The organism is Paenibacillus sp. KS-LC4, from assembly GCF_036894955.1.
In the GTDB taxonomy this organism is placed as follows: domain Bacteria; phylum Bacillota; class Bacilli; order Paenibacillales; family Paenibacillaceae; genus Pristimantibacillus.
Window position 1 is genome coordinate 1,533,271 of record NZ_CP145905.1, and the last position, 21,605, is coordinate 1,554,875.

Consider the following 21,605-nt stretch of genomic DNA (forward strand, 5'->3'; position numbering starts at 1 on the left):
TTGAAAAGCCGAATAGTTTCTTGAGTCATGCACATAATAAGCTTGCAAGCTTGCAACATATCACAGTGTACATTCGAAAGGAGAAATTCCTAATGTCTAGAAGTAACACATTGGTGGTGCCACAAGCAACGCAAGCTCTGAATCAATTGAAGCTAGAAGCAGCTCAAGAGCTTGGTGTTCAAATTCCGGCAGACGGTTATTACGGCAATATTTCGACTCGCGATGCAGGTTCGCTGGGTGGATATATTACGAAAAAACTAGTACAAATTGCCGAACAACAATTGTCTGGCGGTTACCGTTAATCGTTTTTTTCTATACAACAAAGCAACGCAAGAGAGAAGCGCAGGGGAAACCCTGGGCTTTTTCTTTTTTGTTTTGATACAATAGACTAAAATAAAGGAAAGCTGCCTCCTTCTATTGTGAAGGAAGGAGCTTTCCGCCGTCAACCCATAAAGACTGAGCTGTTAATAAGTATTCATTCGCAGCCGCTTCATTAACCGTTCGTCGCTCAGCCAGCCAACGTAGGAGCCTAAAGTTTTATATTCCTTATCCATTAATAGGACGCCTAGAAAAGGGTACTGCTTGCGATGTCTGTAGCGGACATCAGACCAACGCACCTCATAGCCCCATTCATGCTCGGTGACATCGGCGCAGGCAAATTTGGTTAAGTACAGGAAGGAGCGAATCGCGGGATCGCTTTTGGATCTGACCGCCGCGGGATGATCGGAGCATTTTACCCTATCGACCCAGCGAAGCGAGCCATTTCGCAAATCGCCAACGGCAAAGCTGCCATCCTTCATTTGCTTGACCACATTCCATATGCTGAGCGATACGGTTGGAATGAGCACATATCCGTCTGCCGATTGATGTTCCTTATCCAAGTCAGGCAGCCTCCGCATAATGCTCCGCTGTGCAATCGTTCGCCATACAAAATAAGCGGCTGTAAACAAATAAAGAATCGGAAAAATAATCGTTGGGCTTATTGCCCCGATAGCCCACAGTAAAATAGCAACAATGTGGGTAATGAAGATCACGGGATCAAAAATGTGTATAATGTTCCATGAAATCCATTTTTCCGTGAAAGGCCGCATCGCTTGTGTGCCATAAGCATTAAATAGATCGCTCAGCACATGGATGCATACGGCGAGAAGCACCCAGCCTCCTACACGGAGCAATGGCAGGCTGCCATGGTAAAACAGTTCCAGCAAGCCGGTAATAACGACGGTCCAAATGGCTATTGCAGGAATCGAGTGTGAAAGTCCGCGATGATTGCGAATATAGCTGGCATTGCCCTTTAGGCGCAGCAGCATATCGGCATCTGGAGCTTGCGAGCCAACAACCGTTCCAATCAAAACTGCCGTATGCAGCGTTGAATCAGCTGCAATTACGGGGTCAATGGTCGCAAGGCCTGCAAGGCCGATGCCTATAACTAAGTGTGTTCCTGTATCCACGGTAGCAACCTCCAGTATCTTCATTCAATCTTCTGTATACGGTAGTATCGACGACCGAGGACTGATTTATGAAGGAGAGTAAAGGAAATGAAAAGGGGCTGTAACGATGTATATTTGCTTTGCGGAATATCGAATTAAAGCAGAAAATAAAAACGAGTATTTACACTTTGTAGAGCAGAAGAAAGCCGCTCATTCTGCACTCCATGTTTATGAAGGAACAGATCAGCCCGAGCTATTCGTTGAGGTTTGGCAGGCGGAAAGCTTGGAGGAGGCGGAGCAAATAAAAGAAGAACGCCTGAATGAGCGTTCTTCTTGGCGCCAGATGGCTGATTGGGTGCCGGGCGGCGCGGCAAAGGTGCATGTGTGGACGTTTAAGCCAATTACCGCTCCATAAAGGCTATTGGCGGCGGTTATTGATACTAGTCGCGGCTTGTGTTTAACGGTGTACTGTTTGTGATCATGCCGCCTTGAAATGGATACTCATAATTGATTGGACCATCAAAGGTGACATAGTCCAGATTGATGGAAAGAAGCAGGTAGCGCATGCCGGTTGTTGGATCGCTAATAATAATGTGGTCGCGACCTGCCGCCTCTATAATGCCGCGGAATGTTTTGGCGTTCCACTCACGGTTGTTTTCATATGTCATGTAGAAGGTGGCCATTTTGCCACGGTTAAGCCGTAAAATGTTTTCTACGTATGATTCCTCTACGATTGGAACGGTAACTACATTGCCGCCTGATGGGGTTACGAAGGAGCCGCTAGGGACGTTAACCGGCATCGGCTGCATCGCTTGCATACCCGCTACCTGCTGCATGGCAGGCATTTGGCCCCCCATCATCGGCTGCATCATTGCTGGCATCGGCATCGGCGTTGGCATTGGCACGGGCTGCCCGCCCATCGGATGAGGATAGCCATAGCCCCCTGTATTTGCTGGATTAACCGCTGTTTTGTAACCATAACCATTCGTCATTTAAAATTCCTCGCTCTCCAAATAAAAAATCATTCGTTACCTTTTCTTTGCCGCTAATATACACTTGGACAATTAGCCTGGGTTGGCACGAAGAAGCAGTGGGCTTTGTAGCGGCCGCTGTTTGACTGATTGTACCAGGTGTCGGGACAGCCAGCAGCGGGGCGGAAAAACCAGAGCGCATTCGACGCTGGATGCTGCCGTTCGCCGCCAATGACGCGCTCGGCGAGCCGGATGTCGCGATCGCGCGCTTTTTGATAGAAATAGCCTTTTTGGGTTGCCTCAAAGCCACCGGGGCTTTGAAACACCATCTGCGGGATGGAGCGAATATTTCTAAAATCGAGGCAATTGCCTAGTACGCGGTTGACGCCAACATTGCCAACCATCAGCATGCCAAGCTCGCCTTCCCCTTCCGCTTCTGCGCGCATCAGTCTAGCCAGCATCTTCGTATCCTCTGCATTTGTCTTGATGACTGCCACGGGCAAGCTCCTTTCAACCCTCAATGATGCTCCGCCGAATAATAGGCGAATGATCATGGGCGTTAAACTACATACTTAGTGTATTGTGAGCCCAGAGAAAGGGTTCCAAAAATATTTTTAGCTTCATCTTGAGTGGCAAATTGATGAACAATAAGCTTGAGCGTTGTCATAACGTGGTTTTTTCTGTATGATTAAGAACGATTGACCAATGAAATGTATGGGCGCTACCTGCGCCTTGTCACATACTCGGGAGGCTCGCTTCGTGTTTAAGGACTTGATAGCATTGACAAAACCAGGTTTGCTTCGGCTCAATATGTTTGCAGCCGTCGGCGGCTTTTGGGTAGCTTCCAAATGGCAAATTGCCTGGTTTGATCTGCTCTGGATGCTGATTGGCTCAACGCTCACGATGGCGTCTGCTTGCGTCATTAATAATTATTGGGATCGTGAGCTGGATCAGAAGATGGAGAGAACGAAAGGACGAGCTTTGCCGACAGGGCGCTTGAAGCCGCTGTTTGTGCTTGGATACGGCCTTGTGCTTGGCATTATTGGGGAATTGGTGCTGTTTATAGCCGTTAATCCGTTGACGGGCTGGTTAGGGCTTTTGGGCTGGTTCGTATATATCGTTATTTATACGATTTGGTTGAAGCGCAGCTCCACTTGGAGTACATCGGTAGGTGGAATTTCGGGAGCGATGCCTCCGGTAATCGGTTATTGCGCAGTCACGAATGAAGTGGATGCAGGAGCTTGGCTCATGTTCGCTTTATTATTTTTATGGCAGCCGGCTCATTTCTGGTCGCTTGGCATTAGACGCGTGGAGGAATATCGCACGGCTGGCTTCCCTCTGCTGCCTGTCGTTAAAGGGATTAGACGCACCAAGCTGCAAATGATTCCTTATGTAGCGCTGCTTATACCTACATGTTATCTCATGTTCCATTATGGCTATACCGGCTATGTCTTTCTAGTGTTGTCGATTGCAGGCAGTGTATTGTGGGCGGTTCACACGATTCGCGGCCTTAGGGCGAAGGATACGGAAAAATGGGCAAAAACGAATTTTCTTATCTCAGTCAACTACTTAATGGTTGTATTCATTGTAATGATCGTTAATACGGTAAGGTGAAACGGCTATCGCCGTCCTTTGGCGGCGCAGCGCGTTTCAATCCGAGAAATATAAGCATATTTATAAGTGCAAAGCTTTTAATTTCTTATAGTTTAAAATAACGTGTCATGTTTGGACAAGCTTCATGGGGGGAATGGGGAAAATGGATTTTCTGAAAAAGCATAGCTTCAAAATTGCGGTGCTGGCACTTTGCTTGGGCATGGGCATATATTTATTAATGACCAATGTTTTTAAACCGGAAAAGCCAATGCCGGTTCTGCAAGAAGCGCCAGCCTTCGAGCTAACGGATTTGGACGGCAATAAAGTGACGAAGGAGTCGACGAACGGCAAAGCAAGATTGGTTTATTTTTATTTTGCCAATTGCCCGGACGTATGTCCGCCAACGACATTCCTACTGTCTCAGGTGCAGGAAGGCTTGGAGAAAGAGGGCATACTTGGAACGGATGCCGAAATGATCTCGATTACATTCGATCCTGAGCGTGATACAACCGAGGTTATTAAGGCGTTCGCGGAGCGAAATTATGCCAAGCTGAATGAAGGCTGGATGTTTTTGCGAGGGGATGATCCGCAGGCGGCCATCAAGCTTGCTCAGGATTTTGGCGCGAGTGCCATTAAGGACAAAGAGGGAACCGGCTTTACACATATGAATGTGATTACTCTGGTGGACAAAACAGGCCAGATTCGCAAGTGGATTGCTGCAAACAATGAGGAATTGACGCCGGAAAGCATCGTTGCTGATATGAAGCGGCTTGCTAAGGAATAGCGATGGCTATCTTTTATCATATTTTATGGAGTAACATTGCGCCGCTTACATTGATGATAGCTATAGGCTTCTCAATGCAGCGGCTTTTTTCTTTAGATATTAAAACCTTGTCCAAGCTGAATTTTTACGTTTTTTCGCCAGCGGTTATTTTTCAGCTGCTGCGTACGACAGAGCTTGAAATGAGCCTTATTTGGAAGGTGCTGCTGTTTGTCGTTATCTTTATGGTGCTGCAAGCTATAGCCGTAGAAATCGTTGTGAAAATGCGAGGGCTTAAGGGAGGCATGCGCGGCTCCATGCGTAACAGCGTGCTATTCTATAATAGCGCTAATTACGGCATACCGCTTAATCAACTGGCGTTTGCCGGAAACCCGATGACGCTGGCGGTACAAATATTAGTCATGACGACGCAGTCCTTTTTGCCGAATACGTATGGCATCTACAGCGTGAACGCTCATAAGCTGTCCTTGCGCGATACGCTGAAGACGATTTTCTCCATGCCGATCATTTATGTCATTCCGCTCGCATTTCTGCTGAAAGGGCTTGACGTAGAGCTGCCGCAGCCGCTGCAAATGCCGATTGAATATTTGGCAAATGCGTTTATTGGAACGGCCCTCATTACGCTCGGCGTCCAGCTAGGCAGCATGAAATGGCAATTCGACAAGCGTCTGCTTGGCAATGTGCTGCTGTCGAACGGGCTTCGCTTGATTGGAGGCCCGCTGCTCGCAGCTCTTGCTATTTGGTTGATCAGCGCCACAGGGCTGTTCGTATTCGATAAGCTGACGACGGCGGCGCTAATCGTGTCAGCCTCGGTGCCTACCTCGCTTAGCAGCGTGCTGCTGGCGGTGGAGTTCGACAATGAGCCGGAGTTTGCTTCTCAGGCGGTGTTTTTGTCAACGGTGCTGAGCATTGTGACGGTATCGTTCGTTATTTTCATCCTTCATATTTAATCTTTTGGAGCAGGAGCGGGAGGAGGGTACAGAATATGTTCCTCTAATCCCGCTTTTTCCAATTGGGCGATGACATATTCCTCGGGAGTATGCTCTACGCCCGAATAACCGCGCCTCGTATAAATATGCTCGGCATCTGGAAACACATCGCGCAGCATGCCCCGAATGCGTTTGCCGGATGAATCATTGTCTGTGAAAATATAAACGTGACGCTCGGCGATTTGCCTCTTCAGCTTCTCAAGCTGCTCGGTTCCGGGAGTTCCGTATGTACAATAGATCGGAATGCTTTCGTCCAGCACGCGCCTGACGCGGCTTTTATCATTTTTACCTTCTACAATAATCGCAATGTCCATCATGCTGATCACCTTGTTTTTTTTCTATAGTTTATCAAATTACAAGGGGAAAAGCTTGCAGCCATTATGCCATTATGCAGTAAAATGGGTTTGCGTTACAAGCGGGCTGCGACGGTGGAAAGGGAGAATCGACACAGCGAGCATCAAAACGAGAAAGGCGATATAATACGGCGACATATAGCTGCGCAATTGACCGGCAAGCATCGGACCGAGGAAGGCGCCAATCGAATAGGCAATGGATAGGGTGGAAAAGGTGCGGCCGTAGCGTGCGCCTCCACTTAGCTCAATAAGCAAGATTGAAATGGCGGGAATGACGATACCTTTTGCCATGCCTACCATCAGCAGCATAACGGCGAAGGGCAGCGGCGAATCAGCGGCGATGCTGAAATAAATCAAAGCCAGCGCGAGCGCTCCCCACAGCGTACGGCGATAGGCGGAGAAGCGGTTGAGAAACAGCATGCTGAGCGTAATGAGAGCGCCGAGGCTGACAACTGAAAAAAGCAAGCCCGTCGTCAGCATGCCAGCGGTCGTTGTCGCCATGAGCGGCAGCTCGAAGGAGAGTATGCCCTGTGCGCAGCTGATGCCAACCGGCAATATATAAATGAGCCAAGATACGGACTTCGAATCGGCAGCCGCCGGGAAAGCCAGCTTTTGGGGCTGAACGCCGGCAGGAGTGGCAGGGACGTCAGCTGCCGGGATATCGCGGATGAAAAACAGCGCGCATATCGCAGTTACGATTAAAATCCAGCCCAGCATATAAAAAGCGGTGGTGAAGCCGATTTTGGCTACCATATAAGCGCCGGCTGCTGGTGAAATGACGGTCGCCAGCGTATGTACGAGCCCGTTGCCGGCCATAAGCTTGCCCTGCTCGGTACGGTTGCTCGTCATCCGAGCAAGCAAAGCCAGACATGCCGGTGAGAGGAAGGCGAGCACGAAGCCGCTGATAGAGCGAAGGACAAGCAGCTGCCAAGGATTCGTCACCCCCGCTTGAAATAAGAGGATGATCCCTGCTCCAAGCAAGCTGAAGACGATAAACAGCCTGCTGCCAAAGCGATCAACGCCATAGCCGGCAATAAGGTTGCCGGGCAGATGCGTAATCGAGTACATGCCCATCATCAGCCCGATGAACGAGGGCGCTGCGCCAAGCGAAATGGCGAAAGGCGTCAAAATTGGATATTGCGCATGCAAATCAAAAAAAGCGACGAACAGAAAAAAATAGAGCCAGATGGCGGTTTTCATCAGGCTTCACCTCCAAATTGTAATCAGCCTAACGGGGAGCATATGGATGGCGGCAGCGCGGGTTCCATTCATAGGCCATGCCCCTCGGCCATATAAATTACTTGTACGCCAAGGTCGGACAGGATATGTCTGTATAAAGCGGGATGCCTAGCGTTTACGCTGGATTCCAGCTGGGGTATAATGTTTGATAATAGCAGTGTCCGCACGTTATAATAGGAGGGGTCAGGTTGGAGTTTCTGGATTTTACAAGTTATGACTGGAATACTTGGAGCGATTTTCTGAAGGAGCATTGGTTTGTGCTCGCGATTGCGCTTGTTGTGCTGCTGCTTGTTATCCGTATCGTCAAAACCGTTGTCAAATGGGCCTTAGTCGCCGTTATCGTGTTTGGCGTTATCGTCTATAGCGGCTATACGATGGAGGATTTGAAGGCATTTGGCACGAAGCTGGAGGAAACAACAGGAAGCCTTAAGCAGGAAGCCATCTCAGCTATGATTGGTGAAGCGAAGAACGCCAAGTTTACGACGAATAAAGACGGCTCCTATACCGTCGCAACAGATAGCGTAGCGCTGACTGGGGTTCCGGGTACGAATGAGGTTTCCGTATCTTACCGTGGAAACGATTTATTCAAAATGCAAATTGACGAGACGATACAATCCATTATTAATCAGGCCAAACAAAACAAACCATAAGCACTTTTACTAAAATATTGTTTTAGCAATGAATGAGGGGGATTACGGGAATGACGGAATGGATTCAGGCAGGCAGCCAAAGCATGATGGAGCCTGTCACTGCTGCCGTTCTCCTGGTGCTCCTTGTCTCACTCATTCAGGGATTGATTAGGGGCGCATCGGGATCGGCGAGGCGCCTTTTCTTTTTTGTGTGGGAAAGCATCGTCATCGTCGCTTGTCTTGTCCTCGCCTCGCATTGGGCGGGCAAGCTTTCGCCCGTTGCAGCGGATATGCTGAGGAAGCATGTTATCGTCCCTAGCAGAGCGCTGGGGCCGATTGAGCAGGCATGGTACACACTGATAACGAGCATAAGGGATTTTGCGCTGCTGCGTTATGTGCTGCTCTTTCTAGTCATTTATATGCTGCTGCGAGTTGCTGCCTCCGGGCTTAACCCATTGTTTGAGCTCTTATTTAGACGAAAGGCTCATGTAGACGGAGATGGCCGCCAGCAGGAGCGACGGATGACTCTCCCAAGACAGCGGGCGGCAAGCCGCGCTTTTGGGGCATTGTTAGGCGGTATCCATGGAGCAGGCCGAGCCTTCATTTTCCTTGCTGTGCTGTTCGTGTACGTGTCCTTGCTGCCGAGTGGCGTTGGAGCACAGATGATCAAGCAGTCGCCGCTGTATACGCAGGCTGCTGTATTGCTGGAACCGGTGGCGGGGGATATGCTCGCTGGACGCGGTCCTGTGTTAGCCGAAGCGATGCAGGCAGAATTCCAAAATATTTTACAGCGAAAATATGAAGTGATTGATTATGCTATACCAGCAAGCATTGAGCAGGCGGCGGTGCAGATCGTCAAGGATGCAAAAACGGATGAAGAGAAGGCAAGAGCGCTATATGAGTGGTTAGGAACGCGAATTGCGTATGATTGGGACAAGGCGCGCCAATACGAGGAGCAGGGCATTTGGCAGGAGCAATCTCCGCAAAACACATTTGATACGCGAAAAGGTGTTTGCATTGATGTTGCGAGATTGTATGACATGATGGCGCGAGCGGTAGACGTCGAGGTGCGGGTCGTAACGGGGCTTGGCGCAGATGGGAAGGGCGGCTATGGCCCCCATGCGTGGAATGAAGTGCGTATAGATGGAAAATGGCTGCCGCTTGATGCAACTTGGGCTTCATCGGGCAATTGGTTCAATTCGCCTGATTTTGAGCAGACGCATATTCGGGATAAGCAGCTAAGTATTTAATTCAATTATTCATTTTATATACTTAATTTATATTTGAGGTGAGCAGGTTGACGGATGATCCACAGAAAAGGGAAATTAACAATAAACGCCATTTTTCCTTTCGCCTGAACTTATTTTTCTTTATCGTTTTCGGTTTGTTCAGCGTACTGATTATTCAATTGGCTATTTTGCAGTTTGTTGAAGGTCCGACGCTTAGCGCGGCAGGCAGCAAGAAAAGCACGCGAAATGTGAAGATCGCGCCGATTCGCGGCAATATTTATGATTCTGAAGGCAAGGCCATTGCGTATTCGACCTCAACGCAGTCGCTTTATTTCAGCATACCGCCCAATTATAAGACGGAGGAACTGAAGAAGCTGGCTACAGAGGAAGCGACCAGACTTGTAGAGGTGTTTGATAAATACGGAGACCCCGCCCTGAAAATGACGGTGGAAGATGTCATTATGCAGATGGATTTAGGATTCAGGCTCAATACCATTTCAACGCCAAGACGTATAAAGACAGGACTGACAAATGAGGAAATCGCTTATTTTCTCGGCAACAAGAGCAGCTTTGTTGGCTTAGATATTATGGAAGAGAGTGTGCGTCACTATAGTCAGGATACGACGGCGGTTCAGCTCGTCGGATACTTGAAAAAATATAAAGGTGTACGCGAAAACTTGGATTTTTATGGAGAAAAGGCGCAGGAAAAAGACCCTCAGCTCCAATACTTGGAGGATGAAGAGGTAGGATTTGACGGCCTTGAGCTATTATATCAAGATATTTTACGTGGTAAAAACGGGCTGAAAAGCTATCCGGTCAACAATCAGGAGGTTATTGTAGGCCCTGTACAAATTACGAATCCGGAAAAAGGCGATGACCTCTATCTGACGATTAATCGAGGTGTTCAGCAAACAACAGAGCAGGCGATTATGGATCAGATTAAGAAAATCAGTACCTCATCCATATCTGCTGAACGTGCGCCTTATGCAAAAATTGGTTTTGCAGTAGCGATGGAGGTAGAGACCGGTAAAGTAATTGCAATGGCCAGTATGCCGGACTATGATCCGAATATTTGGGCGGGCGGCAGCATTAGCCAGAAGGATTATGACAACATTGAGAATGTCGTTAATAATGGAACCATTACAGAGATATATCCGAAATATGATTCGGATGAGGAGCGTAAAAGCCATCCCTCTTCACTCGTTCCACCGGGATCGACGCTTAAGCCGCTTTCCGTTTTGATTGGTTTAAATGAGGGTTTGTTTACAACAGAGTCTATTTACAACGATACGGGTTTATTTACTTTTGGTAAAGCAGGGCATGAGGTACCCATTCGAAATGCTGGTGGACACGTCTATGGGGCGCTTGATCCTGCTAAAGCTATTGAGAAATCCTCCAATCCCTTTATGGCGGCGATGATTGGCAGCAGGCTGAACCAAAAATATCCGGGTATTGAGGGTATTGATATTTGGGACAAATACATGAAGGAATTTGGCCTGGGTGTATCAACAGAAAGTGGACTTCGCATGGAGAAAAAAGGCAGCGTCGATTATTACCATGAGTTTGAGACGGCAAGTGCGCAATCCGCGCTCATTCGTGCCTCGTTCGGTCAACAGGCTCGTTATACAGCCTTGCAGCTGGCACAGTATGTTACGATGCTTGCTAATCATGGCAAGCGGATGAAGCCGCAATTTGTCAATGAGATTAAAGATTCCGAAGGCAATGTGGTGCAAGCCTTTGAGCCCGTGGTGCTCAATACAGTCGAATTTCCTGATGCTTATTGGAAAGAAATAGAAAAAGGCATGGGCAAGGTCGGCGTGCAAGGCTTCGATGGCGTAAGCTATACCTTTAATCGTAAAACAGGGACAGCACAATCGTCCGTTAAAGGCAGAACGGCGGATAACGGTGTATTTATCGCTTATGCCCCTGCTGACAAACCGAAGCTTGCAGTTGCCGTCATTATGCCGGACGGCGGTTTTGGCGGCTGGGCGGCAGCGCCGGTTGCCCGTAAAATTTTTGACGCTTATGATTATGAGATTGGCCTGAATGGTGTTCCGGGGAAGGCAAAGGATGCCGTGGCTTCGACAGATACAAATGCTGCCGGAACGGAAGCAACGGTGCAATAACACGCCCCAGTTAAATCGTCTATTTTTCAAGACCTTTTCAACAGCGCTGCTGATTGGAGAGGTCTTTTTTTAAAATAAATGTTGCACTAGAGAAACTTTTTTGTATAATATAAACAAAGAGGCGCTTAGCTAACTTACATTCGCATAGGCAAAATAAATCATTGCACTGAAAACAAATAGATGGGCAGGGGATTGGACTAATGAAGAAGCAGCGTAAAATGAATTCGGCGTTGAAGCGGTTAATTATGACGTTAATGTTTTTGGCATTATCCGCAGTTGTATTAGCAGGATGTGCAAGCGGCAGCGGCAGTGAGACGGCAAACGGAGATGGAAAACTAAAAATCACGGCGACGACCGGAATGATTGCTAATGTGGCGGCAGAGGTCGGAGGAGACGACGTTGTTGTAACAGGACTTATGGGGTCGGGTATCGACCCCCATTTATACAAAGCATCGCAGGGTGATGTAAAAAAGCTGGATCAGGCTGATATTATTTTTTATAACGGCTTGCACCTGGAAGGGAAAATGGGAGAGATGTTCGAGAAGCTGGAGAAGCTGAAGCCAACAGTAGCTGTCTCCTCGCAAATTCCACAATCGGAGCTTCATGGTAATCCAAACGGCGACTCCACTACCCATGATCCGCATATCTGGTTCAATGTTAAGCTGTGGATGTCTGCCACCGAGGTTATACGCGACACGCTAATGGAGAAGGACCCAGCGAACGAGGCGGGCTACAAGGAACGGGCGGAGGCTTACCTGGCGAAGCTTGAGGAGCTTGATCAATATGCAAGAGAGCAAATGGCCACGATTCCTGAAAAAGGAAGAATTCTCGTAACGGCGCATGACGCCTTCGGATATTTTGGCGCAGCTTATGGTCTAGAGGTCACAGGCTTGCAGGGAATGAATACGATGTCTGAGTATGGGTCGAAGGATGTAAGCGAGCTGCGAGATTTTCTCGTCGAAAAACAAATCAAAGCGGTGTTCATTGAATCCAGCGTGCCGCGCAAATCCATTGATTCCGTTATCGAGGGTGCTCAAAAATTGGGGCATGTTGTGACAATCGGCGGCGAATTGTTTTCTGACGCGATGGGCGATCCAGGCACGGTGGAAGGTACTTATATCGGTATGGTTAAACATAATGTAGATACAATTGTAAATGCACTCAAATAACAAGACGCAGTGAGAGGCGATGGCTACTATGAAAAATCATTTAAAAACGGCAGCTCCTTTGACAATTGAAGGCTTAAGCGTAGCTTACCAGAAAAAACCGGTGCTGCGCAGCGTATCTTTCTCGGTAGAGGAAGGGGAGCTGATCGGGGTAATCGGACCCAACGGAGCGGGCAAGTCTACGCTGATGAAGGCGGCGCTCGGCCTCATTCCTCGCCTTAGCGGGGAAGTGCTGATCTATGGCAAGCCGTATCGCCAGCAGCGCAGGCTGATCGGATATGTGCCGCAGCGCGAGTCGGTGGATTGGGATTTCCCAACGAATGCGCTGGATGTCGTCATGATGGGCCGTTACGGCCATCTGGGCCTGTTCGGCCGCCCGGGAGCAAAGGAACGCAGGCTTGCGATGGAATGCTTGGCGAAGGTCGGCATGGCTGATTTCGCCACAAGGCAAATCAGTCAGCTGTCCGGCGGCCAGCAGCAGCGGGTATTTCTGGCGCGGGCGCTCGTGCAGGACGCGAAGCTGTATTTCATGGATGAGCCATTCGCAGGTGTCGATGCTGCAACCGAGAAGGCGATTATTACGCTGCTCCAAGAGCTGAAGCGGCAGGGGAAAACGGTCATCGTCGTCCATCATGATTTGGCGACGGTCGAGGAATATTTTGATTCTGTGCTGCTGCTCAATGTAGAGCTTCAGGCATTTGGCAAGACCGAGCAAGTATTTACACAGCAAATGCTCCAGCAAACCTATGGCGGACGGCTTGCCTTTCTAGAGCGTGGCGGAAATGCCCGGCTTGCTGTCACGAAGGGGTGAGGCTGAGATGGAAACGTTGTGGAGACTGCTTCAAGATCCGAACATGCAATGGATTTTTCTAAGCTGCACGCTGCTTGGCTTAAGCAGCGGCGTCATCGGCAGCTTCTCCTATTTGCGCAAGCAAAGCCTGATGGGTGATACGCTGGCTCATGCGGCGCTGCCCGGCATTTGTATTGCTTTTATGCTGACAGGCACCAAATCGCTGCTGTTTTTCCTGCTTGGAGCAGGAGCAGCTGGCCTTGTAGCTACGTTCGGCATCGGCTGGATTACGCGTCATTCACGGATCAAGCATGATGCGGCAATGGGAATTGTATTGTCGAGCTTTTTCGGCTTCGGCATCGTATTATTAACGTTTATTCAGCATGGCGAGTACGGCAATCAATCGGGACTGGATAAATTTCTATTCGGTCAGGCGGCCGCAATGGTTGGTTCCGATGTACTTACGATGTCGATAGTGAGCTTATCGCTCATCGCGGTCTGTACGTTATTTTTCAAGCAATTCAAGCTTGTATCCTTCGATCCCGGCTTTGCGCGCGGACTTGGCTATCCTGTGGCTTTGATTGAGCAATTGCTTATGTTTTTGATGGTCGTAGCTGTAGTCGTAGGTATTCAAGCAGTCGGTGTTGTGCTGGTGGCCGCGCTGATTATTACGCCGGCGGTATCGGCGCGTTATTGGACGGATAAGCTAGGCTTTATGGTTGTCATCTCGGGCGTGTTCGGCGCTATGAGCGGCGGAATCGGCACGATAATTAGCTCGCTTGGCTCGAATTTGCCAACGGGTCCGCTGACCGTGCTTGCGGCAACGGCATTATTTTTAATTTCGGTATTGTGTGGTCCTCGCAGAGGCCTGCTCGCAAAACGGCTGCTGCGGCTCAAAGTCGCACGGAGCATCCATGAGGAGCAGGGGCATAAAGAACGGCAGCTGAAGGGGGAAGCGACGTTATGAGCGATTTTTGGATATTGCTGACGGGCTCGCTTGTCGCTAGCTGCTGCGGCATACTTGGAGCTTTTCTCGTTTTGCGAAAAATGGCGATGATCGGTGATGCGATCAGCCACTCGGTTATGCCGGGCATCGTTATTGCTTTTCTGATTAGCGGTTCACGCGATTCACTCGTTATGATGCTTGCTGCAATGGCTTGTGGTTTGCTTGCTGTATTCCTAATCCAGCTGTTTCAGCAAAGCGGCATTCAATCGGATGCGTCCATTGGCGTTGTTTTTACCGCGATGTTTGCTGCCGGGGTACTGCTGGTGAGCCTGTATGCCCGCCAGGTGCATCTCGATCAGGATGCGATTTTATACGGAGAAATTGCCTATGTGCACTGGAATACGTGGACGCTGAACGGCGTCAGTATGGGACCGATAGCGGTATGGCTGCTAGGCATTACGTTAACGGTCATTTTAGTCGTCATTGGGCTGTTCTATAAGCAGTTCAAGCTATGTGCCTTCGATCCAGCCCTTGCGGCTGCTTGTGGCATCCCCGTTGCCTTGTTCCATTATTTATTGATGGGGCTTGTGTCGATGGCGACGGTCAGTTCCTTCGAGAGCGTAGGAGCGATTCTCGTGGTCGGGCTGCTGGTTATTCCTGCTGCGACCGCTTACTTATTAACGGAGCGGCTGAGTGTCATGATCGCTTTGAGCGCAGGTGTGGGCATTGCCAGCACATTCATTGGTTATGGCTTGGCGACTGTGCTAGATGCCTCGATTGCAGGCTGTATCGTGAGTTCTGCGGGTGTGCTGTTCATCTTGGCCCTGCTGTTCTCGCCTAGCCATGGCGTTATCTGGAAAAAATGGCGTTTGCGCCGTTTAGCCCAATAATACGCGATATGCGAACTTTTCTTTGGCTGCGTTTTATCGCGCAGCATTCATGAAGGCCAGCCGGAAATTTGCGGTTGGTCTTTATTTTTTTGAAGTGGAGCAGGATCGTTTGGCTTACGCCCAAAATATGATAAAATGGCTGTATTGCATCAAGAGATGATGTTATGCAGCAAATGCAGGAGGTAACGATGGCAGATTATAAATTAGTAGCACTCGATATGGATGGGACGCTGCTGAATGAACTGAGTGAAATTAGCGATGAAAATGCATTGTGGATCAGAAAGGCGCTTGATGCCGGTGTAACGGTCAGTTTTTCGACGGGACGCGGCTTTCGCAGCGCCTTGCCGTTTGCCGAGCAATTGCAGCTTGAAACGCCGATGATTACGGTAAATGGCGGCGAGATTTGGAAGAAGCCTCATGTGCTGCACCGCAGAGCGCTGCTTGATCCGGTATATGTAGAGCGGCTTCATAAAATTGCGCAGAAGCATGTCGGCACCTGGTTTTGGGCATACAGCACGAAGGACATCTACAATTTAGAAAAATGGATAACGCCAGCGGATGATTATGAAGCCCATCATTGGCTGAAATTCGGTTACTACACCGAGGATGATGTCGTACTTAAGAAGATTTATGAGGAAGTCAGCGAGTGGGATGCGCTTGAAATTACAAATTCCTCGACGAGCAATTGGGAGATGAATCCAAAAGGTATTACCAAAGCATCCGCGCTGAGCGAGCTTTGTGAAGTTATGGGTATAGACATGTCGCAGGTCGTTGCAGTTGGAGACAGCTTGAACGACATAGCCGCTATTCGCGATGCTGGACTAGGCGTTGCTATGGGCAATGCCCAAGATGCTGTGAAGGATGCGGCTGATGTTATTACGCTGTCGAATAATGAGCATGGCGTTGCCGAAATTATTAAGAATTATGTGCTGAAGGGATGAAAACGGCTTGGACATCTTAGGCTGGTCTCTCGTTATCATTTTATTTATTGTCGGCATGGCGGGTACGGTGTATCCGATACTGCCAGGGGCGCTTGCCATTTACGCCGCGTTTTTTGCTTATGGTCTGTGCATTACCTTTGAGCCGTTCGGCTGGGTTTTTTGGACGCTGCAAACGCTCATCGTCGTTGTGTTGTTCGTAGCGGATTATGCGGTCAGCGCCTGGGGCGTCAAGCGATTTGGCGGCTCCAAGGCCTCTATAATCGGCAGTACCATCGGCCTTATATTGGGACCATTCGTCATTCCAGCTTTCGGTCTCATTATCGGCCCATTCGTGGGCGCGGTCATCGGCGAGTTTTTCGTCGTTCAGGAGTGGAAGCATGCTGCGAAGGTAGGTATTGGCTCGCTTGTCGGATTACTGACTAGTGTTGTGGTGAAGGTTGTTTTGCAATCCATCATGATTGTGCTCTTTATTGTTTGGCTGGTTGTGTAAAGGATGATTGATGAAAATAGTGCTGCGCTGCGTAAAAGGGTTGGTTTTCGGTCGCTGTTGCCCCAGAAATTTTTGAATATATCCGCTAAGCGGTGTAATTTCTGGGGCAAAGGCGAACGCTTCGCTCCTCAAATCCAACCCTTTTACTCCGCTTCGCCCTTTTCTTCAACAACCCTCTACACAAAAAAGCTCAGACTATCCTTCGCTTTTTACAGTTAAAACCTGAAAACCGTAAAACCTGAAAACCGTAAAACCTGAAAACCGTAAAACCTGAAGACCGTAAAACCTGAAGACCGTAAAACCTGAAGACCGTAAAGTAAAGCCTGAAAACCTGAGAGCAAACAACTGGACAACAACGTTTTGAAATCGGTTTATTATATTTGGAGGAGCTGAGAAGCGATGATTAAAGTGACGGTCTGGAATGAGTTTTTGCATGAGAAGGTGCACGAAGAGGTGCTGCGCGTTTATCCGAATGGCATACATAACGCTCTAGCAGCAGGCATCGCCGCCGATTCATTTGAAATCGCAACAGCTACGCTGGATCAGCCTGAGCACGGGCTGACCGAGGAGCGTCTGAACAATACGGATGTGCTGATCTGGTGGGGACATATGGGCCATGATCAAGTCGAGGATGCGATTGTCGAACGCGTGCATAAGCGAGTCATGGAAGGCATGGGACTCATTGTTTTGCATTCCGGTCATTTTTCGAAAATTTTCAAAAAACTAATGGGTACTGGCTGCGATCTAAAATGGCGCGAAGCAGGCGAGAAGGAACGCATCTGGACCGTGAATCCGGCGCATCCAATTGCTGCCGGCTTGCCGGAGTACATTACAATCGAGCATGAGGAAATGTACGGCGAGCATTTCGATATTCCCGCACCGGATGAGCTCATCTTCATAAGCTGGTTCGAGGGCGGTGAGGTGTTCCGCAGCGGCTGTACCTTCTACCGCGGCCAAGGGAAGATTTTTTACTTCCGACCAGGTCATGAAACATATCCAACCTATTACAATGAACAAGTGCTGCAAGTAATCAAAAATGCGGTTCATTGGGCAAAGCCTTCCCATGCTGGAGCACCCATCCGCGGCAATCACCAGCCGCTTGAGCCGCTTGTTAAACCATAATCTTGCATTCGAAAGAGAGACATACCTGCTATGAAGAAGGATTCACTTATTAAGGGAACATTGATTTTAGCCATGGCCGCACTGGTCGCCCGCATGCTTGGCATTTTCCAACGGGTGCCGCTGGAGCATATGCTGAGTAAAGAAGGCCTGGCGAGCTTTACCGTCTCTAATAATTTATATTTAACCTTGCTCATTGTAGCAACAGGAGGCATCCCGAGTGCCATTAGCAAAATGGTGTCCGAGCGTTATGCGCTTGGCCGCCAACAGGAAGCGCAGCGCATTTATAAGGCGGCGCTTCTGTTCGGTCTGGTAACAGGACTTATCTTGTCTACTTTATTGTATGTTTTTGCACCACAGCTGGCAGCATCTCAGGATTTGCCTAACGCGGTATTCGCCATTCGGGCGATAGCGCCAACGCTGCTCTTGTTTCCTCTAATCGCCATGATGCGCGGTTATTTTCAAGGGCGCCAGCTGATGATGGCGGGCGGGCTCTCGCAAATTATGGAGCAAATTATGCGCGTTATTGTCGGTGTCGGCTTGGCGATTGTTGTACTCGCCTGGGGCTGGGGTGACCAGATGGGGGCAGCAGCAGCGTCCTTCGGTAACTTTTTCGGAGCGATAGGCGCTATTGCGGTGATGGTGTGGTACGCAGTCAAGCTGCGCCGGACAGACAAGCTCGAACTGGACAAAATGCAAACAAGCAGTGAGAATGCTCAAACGCTTGCTTTACAAAAAGCCGAGGCCTCACGTATTCCGTATCGCGCTATTTACCGGGAAATATTTTCGATTTCCATTCCGATTGTCGTTACAGCTATAACGGTTCAATTCATGTATATGGTTGATAATTACTTGCTCATGAAATTGCGGTCGGGCGTTTACAGTTATAATGAGGCAGTTGAGGTATTAGCCGATTTTGGAGGGAAGGCGCAATCCATTGCGGGTATTCCGCCAATTTTGGCGATCGCGCTAAGTACCTCGATTATTCCAGTCATATCTTCTGCTTTTTCCGTGCGAAATATGTCTGAAGTTAATCGCCAAACGTCGCTCGTCATGCGTATTGTACTGTTTACAGGCATTCCAGCAGCACTGACGCTTGCTGTCCTCGCCTATTCGGTTACAGGACTGCTGTTTACAGGGCCGCAAGGCAGCGGTATTGTGGCGGCTTTGACAGCAGGTACGATTTTTCAAGCGACGATGATGATCAGCAATTCGGTATTGTTTGGACTTGGCAGACCGCGGTTAGCGATGTACAACACATTAATTGGTATTGGGCTCAAACTGCTGGGCAGCTTCGTATTGGCTCCGATATTCGGTATTTATGGGCTTATTGCCGCATCGACGCTTTGTTTTATTTTTATTACCTGGTTTAATTTGCAATCCATTCGCAGCTATGTGCAATTCAATGTGCTGGGCCGCCGCTGGGTGCCTTATTTTGCAGCGGTACTCGTTTCGATGGCAGCAGGCTGGGGAGTGGACAAAGGGCTCAGATGGCTGTTAGAAGGGATTGCGTTGCCTGATAGGCTGACCTATGTGATTTCTCTTATTGCAGCGGGCATCGTTATTGGAGGTTTGTATTTGGGTCTGCTCATCCTGCTGCGTGTCGTGACAGCGGAGGATGTCAAAGCTTTCCCTGGACCGCTTCGCAAGCTGTTTGCCAAGCTATTCAGGCTGACGGGCCGTGCTGCGGTGTAATAGGGATGCTTCCATACATTTACACTGGTGTTAGGCTCATGTACAATAAAGAGGATTTTATTCATTTTTAAATTGTTGGCGAGAGGGGTCATATACATTGAAAAAGCTGGGGAGCTTAAGAAAAGGGGTCGTCTTGCTGCTGTCTTTGGTGCTTGTGTTTGTTGCAGGCTGTCAGGCTATTAGCGGTGTCGATCTAAATAAGGCGATTACGAACTCGCTTAAGGTTACTTCTTATGAGGGCGAGCAAACGTTGTCGCTGCAATTAAAAATGAGTGAAGAAGAGCTTGAAAATATGGACGAAGATGAACTTGCGATGATGAAATTGCTCAACAACGCAAAGCTTGAGCTGACAAATATTAAAGTACAGGATGACACGCATGTATCGTACAGCGGCAAGCTTCTGCTTGCTGACACGATTTCTATTGGTTTTTCCCTCAAAATGTCCGATACAACGGCCGTCGTAGAAATTGAAGGGGCGAAGCAGCCCTTTGTTCTGGACATGAGCGAGGCGGGCCTGCCTTCCTTAATGGGCATTTCTGGCGCGATTGGCCAGTCCGTAACGGGTGGTCCGCCAGACGCCTCGCTCGTTGAGCTGGGCAAAGAAATTATTGATGCAGTAAGCGGCTATTTTATTAATCATCTGCCTAATCCCGATCAAATTTCAGTAAATGCGGTGCAGGATACGATTAATGGCCAGGCGGTATCCTTGATGAAGGTTCATACGGAACTTGATGGTCCTGCTATATGGACTTGGATTAAAAAATATGTCGATGTTCTCGTAAGCGATCGTGCTGGTCTGGACAAAATGGTTAAAGGTTTTGTAGAAGTGCTTGCCAGCCATCCGGAAGTATGGGAAGCGATTGGTGAAGTCAATCCTTTTGACCAACCGGTTGTGCTTGATGGTCCTACACAAGAGGATACGATTAAAGAACTCGCAGACAGCCTTGCAGAAGAGCTTGCATACTTTCAGGAGGAGCTGCAAGCGATAGAGGAAGAGGAGGACGGCATTCTCCTTGATTCTTTATTCAATAAGGCTACGACACTGAAGACAGACGTTTACGTGGACAGCAATTTGGACATACGCAAGCAAGTAGTCGAGGCAAACATTTTGCTTGGCGATATCGAGCCTGAGACGCAAATGAGCATTGTCATTCGCTCCGAGAGTCAAAAATGGAATGTAAACGGAGCAGTGAAGGCGGATGCTCCAGTCGTAAGCGAGAATGCCATTAATTTGGATGATATGTATGGCCTGAATGGCTATGAAACGCTGCAATGGTTTGACAAAAGCTCACATGCTTATGATCTGTTAAAAAATACGTTCCATGTGGGCGTTCAGACGGTAGAGCTTTATACACAGGATTATGGCAATCCGCCCATTATAACCCCTTCGAATATTACGCTTGTTCCTTTGCGTGATGTGGCGGAGCAGCTTGGCGCTACGATTTCATACAATAAGAAGACGAAGCAGCTGACGCTATTCGATAAGGCGACTGATACGACGATTATAGTGAAAAATGGAAGTGACGCCGCTATTGTGAACGGCAAGTCGGTCAAGTGGGCTTATCCGGCAACTACGGTAAACGGAACGGTCTATGTTTCAGCCCGCAACCTTGCGAAGTCGCTTGGCGCAACTCTGAAATGGGATTCTTATTATAACTCAGAGAAATATTTAATCATTGAACGTGAAGTTGGATAAGAAGGAGGAATGGACAAATGCTTAAATTAACGACAGATGCTACCTTTCGGGAAGCTGTACAGGCCGATGAACTGACGGTTATCGTATTCAAAACAACATGGTGCAAGGATTGCCATTACATTGAACCATTTATGCCGGAGCTTGAGCAGCAGTATGCAGGAAAAGCGGTTTTTTACGAAATTGACCGCGATGATTTGCCAGATTTATCATCCGAGCTGAACATTCTTGGCATTCCAAGCTTCCTTGCTTTTCGCAAAGGCCAGGAGGTTGTGCGGTTCGTTAATAAGCTTCGGAAGTCGCGTGAGGAAATCGAACAGTTTGTAGATCGCGCCTTGCAAGTATCCGATGCTTTGGCGGAAAACCAATAAGCACAATTTGCAAAGTCCGTGCGGCGCTGTCGCACGGATTTTTTTATGGTCACAGAAGCATCATAATTAGAGCCTTGATGGACAAGTGTCACATTTTCAACATGGCTTTTGGCATATTTTATGGCTATAATGAGTGGTAATTCAAACGAAAAAAGGTGATTGTA

23 protein-coding genes are annotated in these 21,605 nt (G+C 48.6%); 18 read left to right on the forward strand and 5 right to left on the reverse strand.

Annotated elements, in window-relative coordinates:
- Positions 1-92: 92 nt before the first annotated feature.
- Positions 93-302: an alpha/beta-type small acid-soluble spore protein gene (locus V5J77_RS06570; RefSeq protein ID WP_338554976.1), complete on the forward strand. Its 210-nt coding sequence runs from the start codon at positions 93-95 to the stop codon at positions 300-302.
- A 162-nt stretch (positions 303-464) separates the two neighbouring features.
- Here the strand turns inward: V5J77_RS06570 and V5J77_RS06575 are convergent, their stop codons facing one another.
- Positions 465-1,451 carry a metal-dependent hydrolase gene (locus V5J77_RS06575; RefSeq protein WP_338554977.1) on the reverse strand — a complete coding sequence of 329 codons (987 nt, stop codon included), beginning with the start codon at positions 1,449-1,451 and terminating at the stop codon, positions 465-467.
- A gap of 106 nt (positions 1,452-1,557) precedes the next feature.
- Between V5J77_RS06575 and V5J77_RS06580 the strand changes: the two genes are divergently transcribed.
- Positions 1,558-1,845 carry a hypothetical protein gene (locus tag V5J77_RS06580; protein WP_338554978.1) on the forward strand — a complete coding sequence of 96 codons (288 nt, stop codon included), beginning with the start codon at positions 1,558-1,560 and terminating at the stop codon, positions 1,843-1,845.
- Positions 1,846-1,870: 25 nt separating this feature from the next.
- Here the strand turns inward: V5J77_RS06580 and gerQ are convergent, their stop codons facing one another.
- Both gerQ and V5J77_RS06590 read right to left on the reverse strand, forming a co-directional pair.
- Positions 1,871-2,422 carry a spore coat protein GerQ gene (gene gerQ, locus V5J77_RS06585; protein WP_338554979.1) on the reverse strand — a complete coding sequence of 184 codons (552 nt, stop codon included), beginning with the start codon at positions 2,420-2,422 and terminating at the stop codon, positions 1,871-1,873.
- A gap of 53 nt (positions 2,423-2,475) precedes the next feature.
- Positions 2,476-2,898, reverse strand: coding sequence for a cell wall hydrolase (locus tag V5J77_RS06590; protein ID WP_338554980.1), 423 nt, complete (start codon positions 2,896-2,898; stop codon positions 2,476-2,478).
- A gap of 262 nt (positions 2,899-3,160) precedes the next feature.
- Here V5J77_RS06590 and cyoE point away from each other — a divergent pair, with 262 nt between their 5' ends.
- From cyoE to V5J77_RS06605, 3 genes are all read left to right on the forward strand, one after another.
- Positions 3,161-4,015, forward strand: a complete 855-nt coding sequence (cyoE, locus tag V5J77_RS06595) for a heme o synthase (protein WP_338554981.1) — start codon at positions 3,161-3,163, stop codon at positions 4,013-4,015.
- A gap of 142 nt (positions 4,016-4,157) precedes the next feature.
- The gene (locus tag V5J77_RS06600) at positions 4,158-4,778 is read left to right on the forward strand and encodes an SCO family protein (protein WP_338554982.1); all 621 of its coding nucleotides are present in this window, start codon (positions 4,158-4,160) and stop codon (positions 4,776-4,778) included.
- A gap of 2 nt (positions 4,779-4,780) precedes the next feature.
- Positions 4,781-5,725, forward strand: a complete 945-nt coding sequence (locus V5J77_RS06605) for an AEC family transporter (protein ID WP_338554983.1) — start codon at positions 4,781-4,783, stop codon at positions 5,723-5,725.
- Here V5J77_RS06605 and V5J77_RS06610 read toward each other — a convergent pair.
- Both V5J77_RS06610 and V5J77_RS06615 read right to left on the reverse strand, forming a co-directional pair.
- Positions 5,722-6,078: a toprim domain-containing protein gene (locus V5J77_RS06610; protein WP_338556601.1), complete on the reverse strand. Its 357-nt coding sequence runs from the start codon at positions 6,076-6,078 to the stop codon at positions 5,722-5,724. The two genes, V5J77_RS06605 and V5J77_RS06610, sit on opposite strands and share 4 nt — an antisense overlap.
- Positions 6,079-6,150: 72 nt before the next feature.
- Complete coding sequence (locus V5J77_RS06615; protein WP_338554984.1) at positions 6,151-7,317, reverse strand: MFS transporter; 1,167 nt, start codon at positions 7,315-7,317, stop codon at positions 6,151-6,153.
- Between the two features lie 227 nt (positions 7,318-7,544).
- Here V5J77_RS06615 and V5J77_RS06620 point away from each other — a divergent pair, with 227 nt between their 5' ends.
- The 13 genes from V5J77_RS06620 (at position 7,545) to V5J77_RS06680 (ending at position 21,441) form a co-directional block, all read left to right on the forward strand.
- Positions 7,545-8,006, forward strand: coding sequence for a hypothetical protein (locus V5J77_RS06620; RefSeq protein ID WP_338554985.1), 462 nt, complete (start codon positions 7,545-7,547; stop codon positions 8,004-8,006).
- A gap of 50 nt (positions 8,007-8,056) precedes the next feature.
- The gene (locus tag V5J77_RS06625) at positions 8,057-9,235 is read left to right on the forward strand and encodes a transglutaminase-like domain-containing protein (protein WP_338554986.1); all 1,179 of its coding nucleotides are present in this window, start codon (positions 8,057-8,059) and stop codon (positions 9,233-9,235) included.
- 38 nt (positions 9,236-9,273) lie between these two features.
- The gene (locus V5J77_RS06630; RefSeq protein ID WP_338554987.1) at positions 9,274-11,340 is read left to right on the forward strand and encodes a penicillin-binding transpeptidase domain-containing protein; all 2,067 of its coding nucleotides are present in this window, start codon (positions 9,274-9,276) and stop codon (positions 11,338-11,340) included.
- A 200-nt stretch (positions 11,341-11,540) separates the two neighbouring features.
- On the forward strand, positions 11,541-12,509 hold the full coding sequence (locus V5J77_RS06635) for a zinc ABC transporter substrate-binding protein (RefSeq protein WP_338554988.1): 969 nt from the start codon (positions 11,541-11,543) through the stop codon (positions 12,507-12,509).
- Between the two features lie 28 nt (positions 12,510-12,537).
- Positions 12,538-13,317, forward strand: coding sequence for a metal ABC transporter ATP-binding protein (locus V5J77_RS06640; protein WP_338554989.1), 780 nt, complete (start codon positions 12,538-12,540; stop codon positions 13,315-13,317).
- A gap of 7 nt (positions 13,318-13,324) precedes the next feature.
- Positions 13,325-14,263, forward strand: coding sequence for a metal ABC transporter permease (locus V5J77_RS06645; protein ID WP_338554990.1), 939 nt, complete (start codon positions 13,325-13,327; stop codon positions 14,261-14,263).
- On the forward strand, positions 14,260-15,132 hold the full coding sequence (locus V5J77_RS06650) for a metal ABC transporter permease (RefSeq protein ID WP_338554991.1): 873 nt from the start codon (positions 14,260-14,262) through the stop codon (positions 15,130-15,132). Before V5J77_RS06645 ends, V5J77_RS06650 begins: the two co-directional genes overlap by 4 nt.
- Before the next feature lie 188 nt (positions 15,133-15,320).
- Positions 15,321-16,073 carry a Cof-type HAD-IIB family hydrolase gene (locus V5J77_RS06655; RefSeq protein WP_338554992.1) on the forward strand — a complete coding sequence of 251 codons (753 nt, stop codon included), beginning with the start codon at positions 15,321-15,323 and terminating at the stop codon, positions 16,071-16,073.
- A 7-nt stretch (positions 16,074-16,080) separates the two neighbouring features.
- Entirely contained in the window at positions 16,081-16,563 is a 483-nt protein-coding gene (locus V5J77_RS06660) for a DUF456 family protein (protein ID WP_338554993.1), read from the forward strand.
- Positions 16,564-16,962: 399 nt separating this feature from the next.
- On the forward strand, positions 16,963-17,685 hold the full coding sequence (locus V5J77_RS06665) for a ThuA domain-containing protein (RefSeq protein WP_338554994.1): 723 nt from the start codon (positions 16,963-16,965) through the stop codon (positions 17,683-17,685).
- A gap of 30 nt (positions 17,686-17,715) precedes the next feature.
- On the forward strand, positions 17,716-19,377 hold the full coding sequence (locus tag V5J77_RS06670; protein ID WP_338554995.1) for a polysaccharide biosynthesis protein: 1,662 nt from the start codon (positions 17,716-17,718) through the stop codon (positions 19,375-19,377).
- Positions 19,378-19,474: 97 nt separating this feature from the next.
- Positions 19,475-21,073, forward strand: coding sequence for a copper amine oxidase N-terminal domain-containing protein (locus V5J77_RS06675; protein ID WP_338554996.1), 1,599 nt, complete (start codon positions 19,475-19,477; stop codon positions 21,071-21,073).
- A 17-nt stretch (positions 21,074-21,090) separates the two neighbouring features.
- On the forward strand, positions 21,091-21,441 hold the full coding sequence (locus V5J77_RS06680; protein WP_338554997.1) for a thioredoxin family protein: 351 nt from the start codon (positions 21,091-21,093) through the stop codon (positions 21,439-21,441).
- Positions 21,442-21,605: the final 164 nt, after the last annotated feature.

Bases quoted from the DNA above. Each gene is read 5' to 3' on its own strand.
- V5J77_RS06670 (WP_338554995.1), top strand. From the start codon at position 17,716: ATGAAGAAGGATTCACTTATTAAGGGAACATTGATTTTAGCCATGGCC.
- V5J77_RS06645 (WP_338554990.1), top strand. From the start codon at position 13,325: ATGGAAACGTTGTGGAGACTGCTTCAAGATCCGAACATGCAATGGATT.
- V5J77_RS06600 (WP_338554982.1), top strand. From the start codon at position 4,158: ATGGATTTTCTGAAAAAGCATAGCTTCAAAATTGCGGTGCTGGCACTT.
- V5J77_RS06625 (WP_338554986.1), top strand. From the start codon at position 8,057: ATGACGGAATGGATTCAGGCAGGCAGCCAAAGCATGATGGAGCCTGTC.
- V5J77_RS06635 (WP_338554988.1), top strand. From the start codon at position 11,541: ATGAAGAAGCAGCGTAAAATGAATTCGGCGTTGAAGCGGTTAATTATG.
- V5J77_RS06680 (WP_338554997.1), top strand. From the start codon at position 21,091: ATGCTTAAATTAACGACAGATGCTACCTTTCGGGAAGCTGTACAGGCC.
- V5J77_RS06570 (WP_338554976.1), top strand. From the start codon at position 93: ATGTCTAGAAGTAACACATTGGTGGTGCCACAAGCAACGCAAGCTCTG.
- gerQ (WP_338554979.1), bottom strand. From the start codon at position 2,422: ATGACGAATGGTTATGGTTACAAAACAGCGGTTAATCCAGCAAATACA.
- V5J77_RS06640 (WP_338554989.1), top strand. From the start codon at position 12,538: ATGAAAAATCATTTAAAAACGGCAGCTCCTTTGACAATTGAAGGCTTA.
- V5J77_RS06605 (WP_338554983.1), top strand. From the start codon at position 4,781: ATGGCTATCTTTTATCATATTTTATGGAGTAACATTGCGCCGCTTACA.
- V5J77_RS06665 (WP_338554994.1), top strand. From the start codon at position 16,963: ATGATTAAAGTGACGGTCTGGAATGAGTTTTTGCATGAGAAGGTGCAC.
- V5J77_RS06610 (WP_338556601.1), bottom strand. From the start codon at position 6,078: ATGGACATTGCGATTATTGTAGAAGGTAAAAATGATAAAAGCCGCGTC.
- V5J77_RS06650 (WP_338554991.1), top strand. From the start codon at position 14,260: ATGAGCGATTTTTGGATATTGCTGACGGGCTCGCTTGTCGCTAGCTGC.
- V5J77_RS06580 (WP_338554978.1), top strand. From the start codon at position 1,558: ATGTATATTTGCTTTGCGGAATATCGAATTAAAGCAGAAAATAAAAAC.
- V5J77_RS06655 (WP_338554992.1), top strand. From the start codon at position 15,321: ATGGCAGATTATAAATTAGTAGCACTCGATATGGATGGGACGCTGCTG.
- V5J77_RS06615 (WP_338554984.1), bottom strand. From the start codon at position 7,317: ATGAAAACCGCCATCTGGCTCTATTTTTTTCTGTTCGTCGCTTTTTTT.